Raw genomic sequence first — 15,800 nt, 5'->3', positions numbered from 1 at the left:
GTTCACATAATACCCCAAGGGGTATGTAAGGTTGGCTTTCAGGGCCAGCTACACTCACTATATGGCCCGTATTTGCGAGGAAATTCGCATGATCTTTCGCCAGCTCTATGACTCCACCTCATCAACGTATACTTACCTGCTGGGCGATGAGCACAGCCGTGAGGCATTGCTGATCGACCCGGTATTCGAGCAGGTCCAGCGCGACCTGGCGCTGCTCGATGAACTGGGTCTGCACCTTAAGCTGGTGGTCGATACCCATGCGCATGCCGACCACATTACCGCTGCCTGGCTGCTCAAGCAGAAAACCGGGTGCGCGATTGCCTCGGCCAAGGTGATCAATGCCGCGCATGTCGACCTGGCGCTGGAACACGGCCAACGCTTTGGGGTGGCCGGTATCGAGCTTGAGGCCCGCGCTACGCCCGGCCATACCGACGGCTGCATGAGCTATGTGCTGGCCGACCAGTCGATGGTGTTCACCGGTGATGCGCTACTGATCCGTGGCTGCGGCCGTAGCGATTTTCAGCAAGGCAACGCTCACACCCTGTACCGTTCGATCACCGAGCAGCTGTTTAGCCTGCCAGACAGCTGCAGTGTCTATCCGGCCCACGACTACCATGGCCGTACCCAGAGCACCATTGGTGAAGAGCGACAGTTCAACGCCCGGGTTGGCGGTGATGCCAACGAAACCGACTTCGTTGGCTACATGCAAGCCATGCGTTTGCCGCATCCCAAGCTGATTGATGCCGCCGTGCCAGCCAACCTGCGCAGCGGTTGCCCGGAAGACGGCAGGCTGCCGGACGAGCCGCGCTGGGCTGACCTGCGTATCACCTATGCCGGGGTGCCGGAGGTTGAACCGGAATGGCTGATTCACAACCAGCCATCGGTGACTGTGCTGGATGTGCGCCATGACGATGAAATTGTCGACGGCGAGCGGCCGGCCGGGCTCGATCTGGCGTTGCACATTCCGCTTGATCAACTGCATCAGCGAGTCGCCGAGGTGCCCAGAGACAAACCGGTGGTTACCCTGTGTCGCTCCGGCCGGCGTTCGGCGCTGGCGGTCAGCATTCTCAAGGAGCAGGGCTTTGAGCGGGTCGCCAGCCTGCGCGGTGGGTTGCTCAGGCTCAAGGGCTGAGCTTCAGTCGCCAGCGCGAAACCGCGCCGGCGTCAGCCCCTGCCAGCGGCGGAAGGCGCGCACAAAGGCATTTTCGTCGGAAAAACCCAACTGTTCGGCGATCTCGCTGATGCGCTGATCGCCGCGCAGTGCCTGGTTAGCCATTTGCTGCAGCACACTCTCGCGCAGGCTCTTGAATGACAGCCCGTCCTCAGCCAGCCGACGGTTCAGATGTCGGCCACTAAGATTCAACTGCTCGGCAATACGCTCCTTGCCCCAGCGCGGGTTGGCGCGCACCAGTCGTTGCACCTCGGCGCTCAGGCTATGCTGGCCAAGTTCGGCCAGGGTGTGATCGGCCAACTGCCGCAGGTGATCGCGCAAGGCACTGTTGGCCTGGATCTGCGCCAGTGCCAGTTGCTCGGCACTGAACCCCAGATGGTTGCAGCCGGCCTCAAACTGCACCGGGCAACCGAGCAGTGCCTGGTAATCGGCCAAGGGGGCCAGCGGCGCATGTGCCAGCCAGATGCCGCTGGGCCGAAACTGCCCGCCAGTGGCCCAACGGGTCAGGCTGAGCATGCTCGCCAGCACCGCCTCGACCCGCTCGGCACTGCGCACTTGCAGGTGCGGCTGGTAATCGATGAACACCTGCCCGGCTTCGCGGTGCAGTTGAAACTCGCCGCCATCACCAATCACCGGGGCGTATTCGATCAGCTCCTCCAGCGCTTCGCCAAAGGTGTCGCAGGTCACCAGCAGCATGCCGACACTGTCCAGATGCCCGACCTGGATCGCCAGTCCCAATCTGAGTCCGATCAACGGATCGCCACTGGCGCTACAGAACGCCTCCCAGAGCTGGTCCTGCCAGCCGATTGGCACCCGCTCGGCATCGCGCAGACGCGCCAGCAGCGCCGCCGGCAGGGCAATACCCAAGCGTTCGGCCATCTGCACGATGGCCTGGCTGTAACGCGGGGTGACGCTGTGTTCGGAGCAATCGTGCATGGCCTGAATTGCTGGTCCTTGTGTCCTGTTTGACCCGATACCGCGCGCAGACGGTTGGCTAGACTGGGATCATAACCTTGCACCCGTGCTGCTGTAACGCCAGCCGATGCAGCTGAAGGTTGTGAGCTGCCCTGGAAGATCGCACTGCTCTGGCCAGTTTCGGCATCGCGCCACCAGCACCAAGCCCTCAGGCACACAGCTAGCAACGATGAATACCGATAACAAGAAAGAGGAAACACCCATGTACGCAGTGATCGGCGCCGGCCCCATGGGTCTGGCCGCAGCGCGCAATCTGCAGAAGCTCGGCATCCCCTTCATCGGGCTGGAGCTGCACAGCGACGTCGGCGGCCTGTGGGACATCGACAACCCGCACAGCACCATGTACGACAGCGCCCACCTGATCTCCTCCAAGCGCATGACCGAATTTGCCGAATTCCCCATGCGTGATGACGTTGCGGCCTACCCCCACCACAGTGAAATGCGCCGCTATTTTCGTGACTATGCCGAACATTTCGGCCTCAAGCGCTACTACGAATTCAACACCCGGGTGCTTGATCTAAGCCCCGAAGGCGACGGCTGGCGCCTGACCAGCGAGCGCGACGGTCAGCGCCAGAGCAGGCTGTTCAGTGGGGTACTGATTGCCAACGGCACTCTGCACACCCCGAACATGCCGGCGTTGCCCGGCAAGTTCGCCGGTGAGCTGATGCATTCGGCCGCCTACCGCAGCCCCGAGCTGTTCAAGGGCAAACGCGTACTGATCGTCGGTTGCGGCAACTCCGGCGCCGACATCGCCGTGGATGCTGTGCACCAGGCTGCCAGCGTCGATCTGAGCCTGCGCCGTGGCTACTACTTCATCCCCAAATTCATCAAGGGCCGGCCCACCGACACCCTTGGCGGCAAACTCAAGCTGCCGCGCGCGCTGAAACAGAAACTCGATGGTGCGCTGATCCGCCTGCTGATGGGCAAACCCTCGGACTACGGTCTGCCCGACCCGGACTACCGGATCTACGAATCGCACCCGGTGATGAACTCGCTGATCCTGCACCACCTGGGCCATGGCGATATTACCGCGCGCCGCGACATTCAGCGGGTCGACGGCCACAGCGTGCATTTCAGTGACGGCCAGGTCGCCGACTACGACCTGATCCTGATGGCTACCGGTTACCAGCTTGACTACCCGTTCATCGCCCGCGAGCAGCTGAACTGGCCGGCCGGGCTGGATGCCCCGCAGCTGTACATGAACGTATTCCACCCCGAACACCACAACCTGTTCATGATGGGCATGATCGAGGCCGCCGGGCTCGGCTGGGAAGGCCGCAACCAGCAGGCGCGGCTGGTGGCGCTGTATATTCGCCAGCAGTTGGCCGGCACCCCAGCGGCCGAGCGCTTCAATGCGTTAAAGCGCGAACGTGCAGGTATCAACCTGGATGGTGGGTACAACTACATCAAACTGGCGCGCATGGCTTACTACGTTAACAAGCAGGCCTACCTCGACACTCTGGCGCAGCATATCGGTGAGCTGGAGCGCCAGTTGCCGGTCGAACAGCCGCAGCCGGTGAACGCATGAGCGGCGCGCTGCCGATCCAGTTCGACCCGGCCAGCCTGATCGCCCTCAACCTGATCATGGCCTGCATGATGTTCGGCGTCTCGTTGAGCCTGCGCCTGGAAGACTTCAAGCGCATCGCCTTGGCCCCGGTCGCGCCGCTGGCCGGGCTGCTGGCGCAGTTTCTGCTGTTGCCGCTGGCCACCTGCCTGTTCACCTGGGCCTTTGCCATTGAGCCGGAGCTGGCGCTGGGCATGATGCTGGTAGCTGCCTGCCCGGGCGGCAGCTTCTCCAACATCATGACCTGGCTGGGGCGTGGCAACGTCGCGGTATCGGTCAGCATGACTGCGGTCTCAAGCCTGGCCGCCACCGTGATGACGCCGCTGAATTTTGCCTTCTACGGCTGGCTCAACCCGCACACCCGCGACTACCTGACCCAGATCAGCCTGGAGCCAGGCGGCATCCTGCTGTTGGTACTGCTGGTGCTGGCCGTGCCGCTGGTGCTGGGCATGACCACCGGGCGCAAGCTGCCGGGCCTGGTGGCGCGCAGTGAAAAGCCGCTGCGGATCATCTCGCTGCTGGTGTTTCTCGGCTTTGTCGGCATCGCTTTCTTCAACAATGTCGGCCTGTTCATCGAGCGCTTTCACAGCTTCTTCTGGCTGGTGGTGCTGCACAACCTGCTGGCGCTGGCGCTGGGCTATGGTATGGGCCGGCTACTGAAACTGCCGGTCACCGACCGCCGCGCGGTGACCATGGAAGTCGGCATCCAGAACTCCGGCCTGGGGCTGGTGATCCTGTTCACCTTCTTCCCTGAAGCTGGCGGCATGATGCTGATCACCGCTTTCTGGGGCGTCTGGCATCTGGTCAGCGGGCTGACCCTGTCGCAGATCTGGGCCCGGTTGCCGATCCCGGCCAACGACCCCATGGCCAAAGTTCATTCCACACAAGTACAACAATCATGAGCCCACGCATTCTGATTACCGGCGCTGCTGGCTATATCGGTCACCAGCTTGGCAACCGCCTGGCCGTCGACCATCATGTCATCGGGACCGACATCCGGGCCCGCGACGATCTGGCCTTCCCGGTGCGCCAGCTGGATATCCGCGCCCCGGCCCTGGCCGACTTGCTGAGCGCAGAAGGTATTACCCATGTGGTGCACCTGGCCTCGGTGCTGCAGGCCTCGAAAGACCGCGCCCGCGATTATGACATCGACGTCAACGGCACCCGCAATGTGCTCGACTGCTGCCTCAAGGCTGGCGTACAGCACCTGACCGTCACCAGCTCCGGGGCCGCTTATGGCTACCATCCGGACAACCCGGCCTGGATCGATGAGACCGACGCCCTGCGCGGCAACCCGGAATTTGCCTACTCCGACCACAAGCGCCAGATCGAGGAACTGTTAGCTGATTACCGCGCCCGGCATCCGGTGCTGCAGCAGTTGATCTTCCGTCCCGGCACAGTGCTGGGTGAAAGCACCCGAAACCAGATCACCGAGCTGTTTATGGCGCCGAAGATTCTTGCCCTCAAGGGCAGCGACTCGCCGTTCGTGTTCATCTGGGACCAGGATGTGATCGGCGCCATGGAGATGGGCATCCGCCAGAGCAAGACCGGCATCTACAACATGGCTGGTGACGGCGCCTTGAGCATGGCCGAGATCGCCCGGCGGCTGAACAAACCGCTGCTGACCCTGCCGGTGTGGCTGGTCAAGGCCGGACTGCAAGTCGCCAAATGGCGCGGCAAACCCACCGGCCCGGAGCAGGTCAACTTCCTGCGCTACCGCCCGGTCCTCAGCAACCGCCGGCTCAAGGAGGAGTTCGGCTACCCGCTGGCAAAGACCTCGGCCGAAGTGTTCGAGCTGTTTGCCACGCACAACAACCTGCGCCAACCTTGAGCCCCGGCCCCCAGTGCCAAGCGGATCCCGACACCTGGATTGCCACGGGCCTTTGGCCCTCGCAATGACGGCCGGGTCAATGCATTCGCTCGCCGTCATGAAAAGGAGCGCCGCGCCGTGGCAACGCACCTCCCCGAGCTCACACCCTCGCCGCCGCGGCCCCCGACACCTGGATTGCCACGGGTCTGTGGCCCTCGCAATGACGGCTGAGCCAATGCACCTGCTCGCCGTCATTGCGAGGAGCAGGGGGCGGCCATCCGCCGACGTGGTAATCCACAAGCCTCAAAGCCCATACTCGCACCGTCATTGCGAGGAGCGCAGCAACGTGGCAATCCACAGCACACTCCATCAACCCCACAAGGATGCCCCACAATGAGCGTAACCCTGATCACTGGTGCCGCCTCCGGCCTCGGTTGGGCCATGGCCCAGCATTGGCATGCCGCCGGTCACCGGCTGGTCCTGGCCGACATCAACGCCGCCCAGCTCAGCGAGCGCGCCGACCAGTTGAACTGCCCCGAGCGGGTGCTGACGGTCAGCGCCGACATTGCCCGAGCCGAGGATATCCAGCGCCTGATCAACGCCACAGAGCAACGTTTCGGCCGCCTCGATCTGCTGGTTAACAACGCCGGCATCACCCACCGCTCGCCGGCCCACCAGACCGACCCGGCGGTGTTCCGCAAGGTCATGGCGGTGGACTGGCAGGGCCCGGTCGAGCTGACCCTGGCGGCGCTGCCACTACTGCGCCAAAGTCGCGGCAGCATCATCTGCATCGGCTCCATGGCCGGCTGGATGCCGGTGCCCGGGCGTGCCGCCTACTGTGCAGCGAAAAGCGCCCTGACCCAGTTTTTCGAGGTGCTACGCCTGGAGCTGGAAACCGACGGCATCCATATCCTCATGGCCTACCCGAGTTTTCTCGATACGCCGATCGAACACCACGCCCTGGGCAAGGACGGCAGCACCGCCCGACACCCACGCTCAATGATCGGCAGCATGAAAAGCCCGGAATGGATGGCCATCCTGATCGACCGCAGCCTGCAACAGCGCAAGCGCTGGTTGTTGCCAGAGCCCATCTCCAGGTTCGGCAGCCTGCTCTGGCGCCTGGCCCCAGCATTATACTTGCGCAGCGTGCGCAAACGCTTTGCCGGCGAACTGCGTTGATCATCTACCGAACCTGACCAGCAGGCACCCTCTTCCACCAAGGACCCACATGCTTATCGACCCCTGGCTCTGGATCGCGCTGTTCATCCTGATCGCCTACACCATCGAAGCGATCACCGGTTTCGGCAGTATCGTCATTGCCCTGTCGCTTGGCGCCCTGCTGCTGCCAATCCCGGACCTGATGCACGTGCTGGTGCCACTGAACATCTGCATGAGTGGCTTTCTCGCCTGGCGCCACCGCCGACACATCCACGCCCCCACCCTGCTCAGACTGATCCTGCCGCTGATGCTGGCCGGCACCCTGCTTGGCTATGTGCTGCGGCCCTGGTTGGGCGACAACCTGTTGATGCTGATGTTCGGCCTGCTGGTGCTGTGGTTCGCCGCCCGTGAACTCTGGCGTCTGGCTCGCAATCACCTGAGTGTCCGTCATCCGGGCTGGCTCAGCCGCGGCCTGACTCTGGGCGCTGGCCTGACCCACGGCCTGTTTGCTTCCGGCGGCCCGCTGCTGGTCTACGCCCTGGCCGGCACCACGCTGGACAAAAGCCAGTTGCGCGCGACCCTGCTGACCGTCTGGTTCACCCTCAACGCCAGCCTCACCGCCCTGTTCCTGTTCGACGGCCACCTGCTGCCCAACCTGCCGCGTATCGCCAGCCTGCTGCCGCTGCTGGTGATCGGTGTACTGCTCGGTGAATTCCTGCATCACCGGCTCAACGAGCAACGTTTTCGGCAATTGGTGTACAGCCTGTTGGTGGTGACCGGGGGATTGCTGGTGGTCAAGGCCGGGTTGTAGGGCCCTGAGCCGAGCTCCACGCATGGATACGTTGGTCAGCAGACCGGTCCGAGGGTGCAAGCCATAAACCCCCTGATTGCTGCTCAATCACGCTGACTGGGCTTTGGCTCCCAGCCTTGCCCAGCAGTGCTAACGTCGCTGCATTCATACCCACAGGAGGGCAGCGTTAATGGCACAGGCCGCAGGTCGTCAGTCGATTTTCATTACCGGGGCCGCGTCTGGCATGGGCCGGGAAACTGCGCGGTTGTTTCAGCAGCAGGGCTGGTTTGTTGGCGCTTTTGATCTGAACGGGGCGGGACTGGAGAGTCTGCGCGCCGAGCTGGGGGCGGACAATTGCCTGACCGGGTTGCTGGATGTCAGTGATCGGGCGCAGTTCGAGGCGGCGGTAGCGGCCTTCGCTGAGGCGACCGGCGGGCGTATGGATGTGCTGTTCAACAATGCCGGGATCGCCATGCGCGGATTCTTTGATGAGATGCCGTTCGAGCAGCAACTGAATCTGATCAATGTCAATCTGGTCGGGGTGCTCAACGGCATTCACACCGCGCTGCCGCTGCTCAAGGCCACGCCCAATGCGCTGTGCTTCAGTACCTCGTCGTCGTCGGCGACCATGGGCATGCCGCTGATTGCGGTGTATTCGGCCACCAAGCATGCGGTGAAGGGGCTGACCGAGGCGTTGGCCAACGAGTTTCGTCGGCATGATATTCGCGTGGCGGATGTGCTGCCGGGGCTGATCCGGACCGGCATGCCGGATCAGACGCTGATGGATGCGGCGCCCGATACCGGGCCGTTCCGGCTGATCGAGGCGGTGGAGGTGGCCAAGGCGGTGTGGCAGGCCTATCACAGTGACAAGCTGCACTGGTATGTGCCCGAGGAGTTGGCGGAGCTGGACAAGGCCTCGGGCCTGGACCCCGAGCGGCTGCGCGACAAGTTGGCGCGGAATTTGGGATAAAGCTGAGAGGCGGGAGCATCGCGGGCCGTGTGCGGAGTTCCGCAGCGGAGCGTGGTGCATCCCCCTGCCTTGAGCAGATGCTCAAGGCTCCCAGGGGTACGATTCCCGCGGGGTGGCTCAGGCTACCATTTGCCGCATTTACTGCGCGGTAATTGCCACTTAATGTGTAGGTTTATTGCCGCTTTTGAGTACTGCGGTTAGCCTTTGTGGCCTGTCTATCAGGGAGCTTCACGCCATGCCGGTCAAAGTCTGGGACTTACCCCTTCGTCTGTTTCACTGGTTGCTGGTCATTTGTGTGATCGGGGCGCTGGTCACTATCAAGCTCGGTGGCACCTGGATGATCTGGCACGGACGTTTTGGCCTGGCGATCATCGGTCTGCTCAGCTTTCGTCTGGTATGGGGGATCGCCGGCTCTACCCATGCCCGGTTCGTCAGCTTCTTTCCGACCCCACGCCGGGTAATCCGTTATCTGCGTGGCCAATGGGAAGGTCTGGGCCATAACCCGCTGGGAGCGCTGTCGGTGTTCGCGCTGATCGGGCTCTTTGGTTTTCAGGCGCTGAGCGGCTTGGTGGCAACTGACGATATCGCCTTCAGCGGGCCGCTGACCCGGGTGGTGTCATCGGATTTCAGCAGCCTGATGAGTGGCTGGCATCGGCGTACCGAGGAGCTGTTGTATCTGCTGGTGGGTCTGCATGTGCTGGCCATCGTGATCTATCGGGTGCGTGGGCATAACCTGCTGGGGCCGATGATTCATGGCTATAAAAAGGCTCCGCATCCAGCGACCGAACAGGCCAATGGTGGGCGCTGGCCGGCGTTGATCATTGCTCTGGCATTGGCTGGGCTGGCGGTCTGGGCTGCTAACGGCAGCTGGATTCCGGCACCCGCCCCGGCCCCGGCGGTACCGGCCTGGTAACGCGCCGAATGAGAAGGCAAACAATCAGGGGAGCTTCGGCTCCCCTGATTGCATCAAGCGTCCTACTCGGAGCGTCGTTCAGTCCATCCGGTACTTGTCGTGACAGGCCTTGCAGGCCTGACCGACCTGGCCGAAGGCCGCACGGATCTGGCCTTGGTCATCAGCCTGGGCGGCAGCGACCAGATTGGCCGTGGCCTGGTTCAGATTGCCTGACAGCTCGGCCACATCCGGAAAGTTGTTGAACAGCTCCGGGTTGGCGCGGGTGGTCTGGTTGCCGACATTCTGCTCGGTGCCGGGGCCATACAGGGCGCCCATGCCAGAGTTGGCAATGGCGTCGATGGTAGTGGCGGCGGCCAGAACCTGCTGCTGGTTGTACTCGACGGCGCCGTCGATCACCTGGGCCTTGATCTTGCCCATGTTCCAGGACATGTAGCTGTAACCAGCCTTGCGGAACTTGATCTGATCTTCAGGCGCAACCTGGGCAACAGCCGACAGGCTGGCGGCCAGCACAGCGCCGCCCAGCAGGGTGACAATCACGGATTTCATACAAAACTCCTTTTTTGGTTCAGGCTATTTCACTTCTTCTTGCAGGTGTTGATGCCCAGCAACGGATAGGCCGGGCAAAACCGGAAAATACCGGTGGCCAGTGGCAGCAGGCCAATCCAGCCCCACAGGCCAATGGTGCCGGTTGCGGCCAGGGCAATCAGGACCAGGCCGACCACGATACGCACAACACGATCAATACTACCTACATTTGCTTGCATGATTACTCTCCTGCGTCGCTCTGTCTCGGCCGTTTCAGGCTGCCGAGGGTGTTGAAGGCAATGTGGGTGCTGGGAAAGACTTCACCCACTTGCTGGTTGAGCCAGTCGGTCTCGGCCAGTTGATCCATGACCGGGCCCTTAACTTCCGCGAGGTGCAGGCGGATGTCACGCTCGGCCAGGCCTTCGGTCAGCTCGCTAAGCATGTCCAGCCCGGTACTGTCGATGTGATTGACTGCCGACAAGATCAGTAACACTTCTTGGGTATCCGGATAGTCGCTCAGGGCCTGATGGATCGCTTGCTCGATGGCCTTGGTATTGGCGAAGAAGATGTTTTCGTCGATGCGCAGTGCCAGCAGGTGCGGAGTGATTTCCACCAGATGGCGTTTGGTGTTGCGAAAGTACTGGGTGTCCGGCACCCGGCCGACCACCGCCACGTGCGGGCGGCTGCCGCGCCACAACTGTGCGGCAATCGCCAGGCTGATACCGAGCAAGATGCCGCCTTCGATCCCCAGCAGCAGTACCCCGGCGGCGGTGGCCAGCAGAGTCAGGCCTTCGGCCCGGTCATAGCGCCAGGCCCGTTTGAGGCTGAGCAGGTCGATCAGCGGGGTAACCGCGACCAGAATCACTACCGCCAACACCACCAAAGGCAGATGGGCGAACCAGGGGGCGATGGTGAGCAGAATCAGGCCGATCACGCCGACCGCCACCACGCCAGCCAGCGGGGTATTGGCCCCGGCCTCGATATTCACCATCGAGCGCGAGAAGCCGCCACAGACGGCGAAACCGCCGGTCAGCCCCGAACCGATATTGGCGGCGCCCAAGCCGAGCAGTTCCTGATTGGCATCGATGCTCTGGCGCTTGCGCCGGGCCAGTGACTGAGCAATTGATACGCTTTCGACAAAGCCGACCAGGCTGACCAGCACCGCCGGCAGCAGCAAACTATGCAGACTGGCCAGATCCGGCGTGCTCCAGACCAGCGAGGGCAGGCCGGCCGGCAGACTGCCGACCACCGGCACCCCACGTGCGGCCAGATCCCAGTACAGTGAGGCCAGAACGGTCAGCACCACCACCAGGATCGGTGCCAGTCGGGCCAGTAACAGGGCCAGTGACTCGTTCAGGCCCAGCCAGCGCAAATGCGCGGCCAGCAGGCTGCGAGCGTAAAGCAGCCACAGCAGGGCCAGTAGCCCCATGCCCAACACCAGGCTGTTGCTGGCCTGCCAACTGTCCAGCAGCGCCGCCGGGCTGACCGGCCAGCCACTTAGGCCCAGCAGGTGTGGCAACTGACTGAGCAGAATCAGAATCGCCGCGCCAGTGATGAAGCCGCTGATCACTGGGTGACTGAGGAAGTTGGCCAGAAAACCGAGCCGCAGCAGACCGAAGACGAACAGCATCAGCCCGGACAGCAGTGCCAGCCAGATCGCCAGTTGCAGATACTGGCCGCTGCCGATGGGCGCCAGCGGAGCCAGCAGCGCCGCAGTCATCAACCCGGTGACCGCCACCGGCCCGACCGACAGGTTCATGCTGCTGCCGAACAGGGCATAGCCGAGCACCGGCAGCAGGCTGGCATACAGGCCAACTTCGACCGGCAACCCGGCGAGCATGGCATAGGCCATGCTTTGCGGAATCACCATGATCCCGACCACCAGACCGGCGGCCAGATCGCCCCCGAGCCAGGCACGGCGATAGTGCCGCAGCCAGGCCAGCGGACCGCTGCCGCCCGGTGGTTGCAGGCGCGGGTTGCGACTCACTGGCGCGCCCTGGGCTGGTCAAACCACTTGAACAGCAGCATGCCGGCCAGCATCGCGGCGACAAACAGCGCCGCCTGCGGTACCGCCGCCGCCAGTCCGACCAGCGCCGGGCCCGGGCAGAACCCGGCCAGGCCCCAGCCGGCACCGAAGATCAGGCTGCCGATCACCAGACGCCGGTCGATGCGGCGAGTGTCAGGTAACTGCAGCGGCTCGCCGGTCAGCGTGCAACTGGCCCGGTTGGCCCATTGCATGGGCAAGAGCGCGGTGGCGATGGCGCCGGCCATGACCAGCGCCAGTGACGGATCCCAGGCACCGAACAGGTCGAGAAAACCCAGCACCTTGGCCGGGTTGGCCATTCCGGCAACGATCAGTCCGAGGCCGAACAGCAGGCCACTGAGCAGAGCAATCAGGTTACGCATGCTTCAGCCTCCCCACAGATGGCGCACGATGTAGACCGCCAGAAAGCCGCTAGCCATGAATGACAGCGTAGCTATCAGTCCGCGCCAGGACAGCCGCGACAGGCCGCAGACACCGTGACCGCTGGTGCAGCCCGAGCCTAGCCGCGAGCCAAAACCGACCAGCAACCCGGCGCTGATCAGCGCCAGCGGCCCGGCCTCGACCACGATTGTCGGGCGTGCCACCAGCAAGGTATAAAGCAGCGGCGCCAGCAGGATGCCGAGCACGAACAGGCAGCGCTCGCCATTACCGGCCTGTCGTGGGCTCAGCAAGGCGCCGACAATCCCGCTGATGCCGGCGATACGGCCGTTGAACAGCATCAGCAGAGACGCGGCCAGCCCGATCATCACACCGCCGGCCAGGGCCGACCAGGGGGTAAAGTTGGCCCAGTCAATGCTCATCGGTGGGCTCCTCAGCACAGTACAGTTGATACAGCGTGTTGATCAGCGCCAGCGCCTCGGCGCTGGCGATCCGGTAAAAAATCTGTTTGCCCTCGCGGCGGGTTTCCACCAGCCCTTCACGGCGCAGCACCCCAAGCTGTTGTGACAGGGTCGGCTGGGTGATGCCCAGACGCTGCTCCAGCTCGCTGACATTCAGCTCGCCTTCGGCCAGCTGGCACAGCAGCATCAGTCGGTCGCGGTTACTCAGGGCCTTGAGCAACTGCTGGGCACGGTCGGCAGCGCCGCGTAAACGTTCCAGATCTATGGGTGTGGTATGCATGGCTATTCTGATAATTGACTGATCACTGACTAACAATATATATAAAAATAGATTATCTTCAAGCTAACTAATGGCAGGAGCAGCATCTCATGAGTGATGACTTCGTTCGCGTCACCCTGGAACAGCAACAGAACTTCCGGTTTCTGGCCCGTTACGATGGTGATACCCCGGAACTGGTGGTCGATGAACCGGCCCCGCTGGGTGGTTCGGCTGGTCCGAGCCCGAGCCAGTTGCTGATCACTGCAGTGACCAACTGCCTGAGCGACAGTTTGTACTTCGCCCTGAGCAAATTCCGTCAGCCCGCCGATGGGCTGCGCGCCGAAGGCATCGCTGAGCTGGGGCGCAATGCCGAAAACCGTTTGCGTATCGTTGGGGCCAGGGTCACCCTGCATCTGGGCTATCCCCAGGCGGCCTATGACAAGCTTGAGCGCATCCTCGGCCAATTCGAGCAGTTCTGTACCGTGTCCCAGAGTATCGCTGCCTGTCTGCCGATCAGCTTGCAGGTGCTCGACAGTGACGGGGAGGTGGTCAAGGGTTGAACATTTCAAAGCCCAGCAACAGTTGCACCAGGGTGGCGTTGGCGATGTCGATGAAGAATGCGCCCAGCAGCGGAATCACCAGGTAGGCTTTGGGGCTAGGGCCGAACCGGCTGGTCAGGGCGTTCATGTTGGCGATGCCGACTGGTGTAGCGCCCAGCCCCATGCCGATGAACCCGGCCCCGATGCAGGCGGCGTCGTAATTGCGCCCCAGTAAAGGGAATACCAGCCAGACCGTGAACAGGGCGATCAGCAGAGCCTGCATCAGCATCACCAGGCTGATGGCCCCCAGCGCCCCCTGCAGCGACAGCAGTGGCAGGCTGATCAGACTCATGCCCAGGAACAGCTGCAGACTCAGATCACCGATCAGCTGAATAGGCCGTGGGTCGACCCAGACCTTGGCCAGATCCAGCAGATTGGCCAGCACAATGCCGAGAAACATGGCGGTCAGAAACGCTGGCAGACGCATGCCCAGATCCGAGAGCCAGTCATAGACACTGGAGCCCAGGGCAAAGCACAGAGCGATCAGCAGTACCGCGGTCAACAGACTGTTGAGCTCGATCTGATAGATGGTTTTACCGCTGGCCTCCATGTGCGGCAGTTCATGCTCGGTGGTCTCGGGCGAGAGCTTGTGCCGGCGGATCAGGAAGGCCGCCACCGGCCCGCCCACCAGCCCGCCGGTGATCAGCCCGGCCGTGGCGAAGGTCAGGCCCAGGGTGCTGGCGTTGTCCAGGCCGAAATGTTCTTCGAACAACTGTCCCCAGGTCAGTGCCGTGCCATGCCCGCCGGCCAGCGAGATACTGCCGCCAATCAGCCCATATAACGGACTTTCCCCGACCAGCAGTGCCAGCGTAGTGCCAAGCAGGTTCTGAAAGACCAGAAAGATCACGGCCAGCCCCAGCATGATTGCCAGCGCCCGACCGCCTTCGAGCATCTGCCGCAGCCGAGAAGACAGCCCGATAGTACTGAAGAAAGCAATCAGCAGCAGATCGCGCAAGGCCAGTTCGAAGCGCAACTCCCAGCCTGAAAGCAGTTCGGTCAGCGCCACCAGTGCGCTGATCGGAATACCGCCGCTGACTGCCGGGGGGATGTTGTAGCGGTGCAGCAACGGCAACCAGTGATTAATTCGGTAGCCTAGCCACAGGGCAATAATCGCCAGGGCCAGGGTGGTCGGGGTACTGATGTGAAAAACGGCAGTTGCGTCCATGACGAGTCCTGACAGAATCCAGTCTGCAAGTTTAGCCGCATAGCGCCGGCTAGGGTTGCCGACATGGTGCATCATCAGCCGGATCGAGCATGCTGGAGTCGGCCAGAGGTTTGTCTGATACTGGCGCAAACACCTGCAGACCGAGGAGAGTTTCGATGACCACCCAACGCTTTGACCTGACCGGCAAAACCGCGCTGATCACCGGCGCATCCAGTGGCCTGGGCGCACATTTCGCCCGGGTATTGGCCAGCGCTGGGGCTCGGGTGGTGCTCGCTGCCCGGCGTGCCGAGCGGCTGCAGGCACTGGTTAACGAGCTCCAACAACAGGGTAGCCAAGCGCTGGCGGTCACCATGGATGTGACCGATTCGGACAGCGTCGATGCCGGCTTTGCTCAGGCAGAAGCCAACTGGGGCGTGGTCGACATTCTGGTCAACAATGCCGGCATTGCTGATCCGGCAGCCTTTCTGGAAATGACCGAAGGCAACTGGCGCAGTACCCTGGATACCAACCTGGATGGTGCCTGGCGGGTGGCCCACCGGGCCAGCCAGGCCATGGCCAGAAGCGGCAATGGCGGCAGCATCATCAATATCGCCTCGATTCTTGGCCTGCGGGTTGGCACTGCACTCAGTCACTATGCAGTCGCCAAGGCCGGCGTGGTGCAGTTGAGCAAGGCCATGGCGCTGGAGCTCGCGCGTGACAACATCCGGGTCAATGCGATCGCACCGGGCTACTTCCGCACCGAAATGAACAGTGATTACTTCGACACCGATAAAGGCCAAGAGTACATCCGCAGCAAGGTGCCGATGCGCCGTCTGGGGCAGTTGCAGGAATTGGATGGTCCGTTGCTGCTGTTGGCCAGCGAGGCCGGCTCGTTCATGACCGGCACCATTATCAACGTTGACGGTGGACACCTGAACAACAGCTTGTAATCCGTTAGAGGTAGCAGACCTATCCCGGACAGCGGCTGGCGCTGTGCCGGGATAGTGTCTATTGTCTGGCCATTGTCTGTTTGTTAGTG

General features: G+C 62.6%; 18 protein-coding genes. 10 read left to right on the top strand and 8 right to left on the bottom strand.

What is annotated here, in order from left to right; translation table 11 throughout:
• The first annotated feature begins 88 nt into the window (after positions 1-88).
• The gene (locus tag BVH74_RS03980; protein ID WP_080048816.1) at positions 89-1,132 is read left to right on the top strand and encodes an MBL fold metallo-hydrolase; all 1,044 of its coding nucleotides are present in this window, start codon (positions 89-91) and stop codon (positions 1,130-1,132) included.
• Positions 1,133-1,135: 3 nt separating this feature from the next.
• Here the strand turns inward: BVH74_RS03980 and BVH74_RS03975 are convergent, their stop codons facing one another.
• Complete coding sequence (locus tag BVH74_RS03975) at positions 1,136-2,107, bottom strand: AraC family transcriptional regulator (protein ID WP_080048815.1); 972 nt, start codon at positions 2,105-2,107, stop codon at positions 1,136-1,138.
• 241 nt (positions 2,108-2,348) lie between these two features.
• On the opposite strand from BVH74_RS03975, the gene BVH74_RS03970 reads away from it, so the two are divergent.
• The 7 genes from BVH74_RS03970 (at position 2,349) to BVH74_RS03940 (ending at position 9,351) form a co-directional block, all read left to right on the top strand.
• Positions 2,349-3,674 (top strand): flavin-containing monooxygenase, encoded by a 1,326-nt coding sequence (locus tag BVH74_RS03970; protein ID WP_080048814.1) that lies wholly within the window; start codon positions 2,349-2,351, stop codon positions 3,672-3,674.
• Positions 3,671-4,612, top strand: a complete 942-nt coding sequence (locus BVH74_RS03965; protein ID WP_080048813.1) for a bile acid:sodium symporter family protein — start codon at positions 3,671-3,673, stop codon at positions 4,610-4,612. The genes BVH74_RS03970 and BVH74_RS03965 overlap by 4 nt, the downstream gene beginning before the upstream one ends.
• Positions 4,609-5,541, top strand: coding sequence for an SDR family oxidoreductase (locus BVH74_RS03960; protein ID WP_080048812.1), 933 nt, complete (start codon positions 4,609-4,611; stop codon positions 5,539-5,541). Before BVH74_RS03965 ends, BVH74_RS03960 begins: the two co-directional genes overlap by 4 nt.
• Before the next feature lie 372 nt (positions 5,542-5,913).
• The gene (locus tag BVH74_RS03955; protein ID WP_080048811.1) at positions 5,914-6,699 is read left to right on the top strand and encodes an SDR family oxidoreductase; all 786 of its coding nucleotides are present in this window, start codon (positions 5,914-5,916) and stop codon (positions 6,697-6,699) included.
• Positions 6,700-6,748: 49 nt separating this feature from the next.
• Positions 6,749-7,489 (top strand): sulfite exporter TauE/SafE family protein, encoded by a 741-nt coding sequence (locus BVH74_RS03950; RefSeq protein WP_080048810.1) that lies wholly within the window; start codon positions 6,749-6,751, stop codon positions 7,487-7,489.
• A gap of 169 nt (positions 7,490-7,658) precedes the next feature.
• Complete coding sequence (locus tag BVH74_RS03945) at positions 7,659-8,438, top strand: SDR family oxidoreductase (RefSeq protein ID WP_080048809.1); 780 nt, start codon at positions 7,659-7,661, stop codon at positions 8,436-8,438.
• A 235-nt stretch (positions 8,439-8,673) separates the two neighbouring features.
• Positions 8,674-9,351 (top strand): cytochrome b/b6 domain-containing protein, encoded by a 678-nt coding sequence (locus BVH74_RS03940; RefSeq protein ID WP_080048808.1) that lies wholly within the window; start codon positions 8,674-8,676, stop codon positions 9,349-9,351.
• 78 nt (positions 9,352-9,429) lie between these two features.
• On the opposite strand, the gene BVH74_RS03935 is transcribed toward BVH74_RS03940, so the two are convergent.
• Genes BVH74_RS03935 through BVH74_RS03910 form a run of 6 tightly spaced genes read right to left on the bottom strand, consistent with a single transcriptional unit; the run spans position 9,430 to position 13,039 of the window.
• The gene (locus BVH74_RS03935) at positions 9,430-9,897 is read right to left on the bottom strand and encodes a c-type cytochrome (protein ID WP_080048807.1); all 468 of its coding nucleotides are present in this window, start codon (positions 9,895-9,897) and stop codon (positions 9,430-9,432) included.
• A 29-nt stretch (positions 9,898-9,926) separates the two neighbouring features.
• The gene (locus tag BVH74_RS03930; protein ID WP_080048806.1) at positions 9,927-10,115 is read right to left on the bottom strand and encodes a YgaP family membrane protein; all 189 of its coding nucleotides are present in this window, start codon (positions 10,113-10,115) and stop codon (positions 9,927-9,929) included.
• Between the two features lie 2 nt (positions 10,116-10,117).
• Positions 10,118-11,863, bottom strand: a complete 1,746-nt coding sequence (locus tag BVH74_RS03925; RefSeq protein ID WP_205890214.1) for a SulP family inorganic anion transporter — start codon at positions 11,861-11,863, stop codon at positions 10,118-10,120.
• A complete protein-coding gene (locus BVH74_RS03920) occupies positions 11,860-12,282 on the bottom strand; it encodes a YeeE/YedE family protein (RefSeq protein WP_080048805.1) in 423 nt (140 codons plus the stop codon). The genes BVH74_RS03925 and BVH74_RS03920 overlap by 4 nt, the downstream gene beginning before the upstream one ends.
• Before the next feature lie 3 nt (positions 12,283-12,285).
• The gene (locus tag BVH74_RS03915) at positions 12,286-12,720 is read right to left on the bottom strand and encodes a YeeE/YedE family protein (protein ID WP_080048804.1); all 435 of its coding nucleotides are present in this window, start codon (positions 12,718-12,720) and stop codon (positions 12,286-12,288) included.
• Positions 12,710-13,039, bottom strand: coding sequence for an ArsR/SmtB family transcription factor (locus BVH74_RS03910; protein WP_080048803.1), 330 nt, complete (start codon positions 13,037-13,039; stop codon positions 12,710-12,712). Before BVH74_RS03910 ends, BVH74_RS03915 begins: the two co-directional genes overlap by 11 nt.
• 89 nt (positions 13,040-13,128) lie before the next feature.
• On the opposite strand from BVH74_RS03910, the gene BVH74_RS03905 reads away from it, so the two are divergent.
• A complete protein-coding gene (locus tag BVH74_RS03905; RefSeq protein ID WP_080048802.1) occupies positions 13,129-13,578 on the top strand; it encodes an OsmC family protein in 450 nt (149 codons plus the stop codon).
• Here the strand turns inward: BVH74_RS03905 and gltS are convergent.
• Positions 13,568-14,782 (bottom strand): sodium/glutamate symporter, encoded by a 1,215-nt coding sequence (gene gltS, locus BVH74_RS03900; RefSeq protein ID WP_080048801.1) that lies wholly within the window; start codon positions 14,780-14,782, stop codon positions 13,568-13,570. The genes BVH74_RS03905 and gltS overlap by 11 nt on opposite strands.
• A 155-nt stretch (positions 14,783-14,937) precedes the next feature.
• On the opposite strand from gltS, the gene BVH74_RS03895 reads away from it, so the two are divergent.
• Positions 14,938-15,711, top strand: coding sequence for an SDR family NAD(P)-dependent oxidoreductase (locus BVH74_RS03895; protein WP_080048800.1), 774 nt, complete (start codon positions 14,938-14,940; stop codon positions 15,709-15,711).
• The last annotated feature ends 89 nt before the right edge of the window (positions 15,712-15,800 follow it).

Source organism: Halopseudomonas phragmitis, assembly GCF_002056295.1.
Lineage (GTDB): Bacteria > Pseudomonadota > Gammaproteobacteria > Pseudomonadales > Pseudomonadaceae > Halopseudomonas > Halopseudomonas phragmitis.
Note: the sequence above shows the minus strand (reverse complement) of the source record. Positions and strands in the feature narration are given on the sequence as shown.